The sequence below is a fragment of the Paenisporosarcina sp. P4_E4_2 genome (assembly GCF_056401595.1).
Map to the genome: position 1 here is coordinate 1 of NZ_JBFUJC010000463.1, position 1,915 is coordinate 1,915.

A 1,915-nucleotide genomic window follows, 5' to 3' on the forward strand; every position below is an offset into this window, starting at 1 on the left:
GAATTGATGAAGGCATTCAATATTACACATCTGCGGGATCGCCATCCGTATGATTGCTCAGGCGGAGAAATACAAAGGGCGGCACTTGCCTGCATGCTGATTGGCTCTCCTGATATCCTGTTCATCGATGAACCGACAAAAGGGCTGGATCCCATCTCGAAAAAGCGCTTTTCCRAAGTGCTCTATAGGCTCCATCGTGAAGGATTGACCATCATGATGGTGACGCATGACATCGAGTTCGCTGCCCGGAATGCACAAAGATGCGCTATCATGTTTGATGGGGAAATAACGGTTGCCGGCACGGCGGATCAATTATTCAAAGGGAATTACTTCTACACCACGGCAATCAACCGGGCGACAAGGTCAAGCAATGTATATGAAGCACTTACGTTAGAGGAGGCGATCGAAACATGGCCCGCTCCCACATTTACTTGATGGCCGCTTCTTTTATTGTGCTCACCATGCTCATTGTTTCCATCGTTTATTTCGATTACAATGCCTATCTGCTGCTGAGCCTTGCGATTATCGCTTGTACCATGCTCCCCTTCTTTTCCCGTTTTGAATTCAGGGAATTGGCAGGGCGGGAAATCGTCATTTTGGCGATGCTCGCGGCCATTGCGGCGGTTAGCCGCGTTCCTTTTGCGGGCCTGCCCAGTGTCCAGCCCACGTCATTCGTCATCATGATGGCCGGTCTTGTTTTCGGGGCGGAATCGGGCTTCATCGTAGGGGCTGTCGCAGCGGTCGTTTCCAACATCTTCTTGGGACAAGGACCTTGGACTCCATGGCAAATGTATGCGTGGGGAATGCTTGGGATGAGTGCCGGTCTGTTGCGTAACGTTTGGTGGATGAAGAAAATGTGGGGTAAGTGCATCTTCGGGTTCCTTTGGGGATATTTATTCGGTTGGTTCATGAACATGTGGATCATTGTAAGCAACATGGAGATGTTGACAAGGGAATTTTTTGTCGGTGTCTATGTCTCCAGCATCTATTTCGATTTGGCGCATGGATTATCGAATGTATTTTTCATTTTAGTTTTCGGGTCAAGATGGACGAAAATCTTGGAACGCTTCAAGAGAAAATACAGTCTGCTAAGTGTGAAAGGCTATGTGTAAGTGAATACATTCTTCTTTGATGCATTTTCGTGGTTCATTCAAACTTGTATTTTTCTTTAATCAAATCTTTTATTAATTCTTTATTACGAGTTTTAAAGACCTCATTGTGAGATGAAATCATCCCCAGACTAGCAGCATCCGGTTGGATGTATTGCTTTGCTTTGTTAATGGTGTTGGCTGTGTCTTGAAATGTACCTGCAATCAAATTAAGTTTGCAATCATGTTTCAATAAATCGCCTACTGCAACGACTCCTGGAATCGATGCTTCACTGGTGATGCAGCTTGCTATAAAGCAGCCATCAGCCAACTCCAACTGGACGGGACTATTTTTTCCAAAGATTAATGAAGACTCCTGAATTTAATAAGTGATAAATTGCTTTTTTCATTTTCAACTATCGGGTGCTTTAGTTGAATAACCGGCAGCCTTTACAAGGCGGCTTTTTCTTATGGCCTAGATTTAATCGTGTACCTATACTTAGGTGTCGTATAGGTTACTGAACTTAGATTATTGAACGAGTTCTTGAACATTAATAAAAGAATTAACCTCACAAAACACTGTAAATATAGGGTGTTCATTAACTCCTGATTTACTGAACAAAACCCTTCGGTTCAGTGATTGAATCGGGCTTTATAAGATCTTTGAAAACGTTATTAAACGGTGAACTATTTGGTAATTCATTTACAAGGGAGTTTATCTGTGGTAATATAACTAAATATTCCCAAGATTAAAGGAGATTGAATGATGAAAAAACTATTATTGCTTATTGCTTCACTTTCTTTAGTGCTTGCAGCTTGTACTGAAG

The 1,915-nt window shown here is 42.7% G+C and carries 2 protein-coding genes and 1 pseudogene; 2 read left to right on the plus strand and 1 reads right to left on the minus strand.

Annotated elements, in window-relative coordinates; all coding sequences use genetic code 11:
- Both AC1DSB_RS18670 and AC1DSB_RS18675 read left to right on the plus strand, forming a co-directional pair.
- Window positions 1-435: ATP-binding cassette domain-containing protein (locus tag AC1DSB_RS18670; protein WP_477587349.1), on the plus strand; the 435-nt coding region annotated here is incomplete at its 5' end.
- Window positions 411-1,112 (plus strand): ECF transporter S component, encoded by a 702-nt coding sequence (locus AC1DSB_RS18675; RefSeq protein ID WP_477532020.1) that lies wholly within the window; start codon window positions 411-413, stop codon window positions 1,110-1,112. The genes AC1DSB_RS18670 and AC1DSB_RS18675, both read left to right, overlap by 25 nt.
- Window positions 1,113-1,146: 34 nt before the next feature.
- Here AC1DSB_RS18675 and AC1DSB_RS18680 read toward each other — a convergent pair.
- Window positions 1,147-1,413 (minus strand): annotated as a pseudogene (locus tag AC1DSB_RS18680) (thioredoxin reductase); the annotation flags it as partial.
- Between the last annotated feature and the right edge of the window lie 502 nt (window positions 1,414-1,915).

Excerpts from the sequence above, each read along its gene's own strand:
- AC1DSB_RS18675 (WP_477532020.1), top strand. The coding sequence starts at position 411 with ATGGCCCGCTCCCACATTTACTTGATGGCCGCTTCTTTTATTGTGCTC.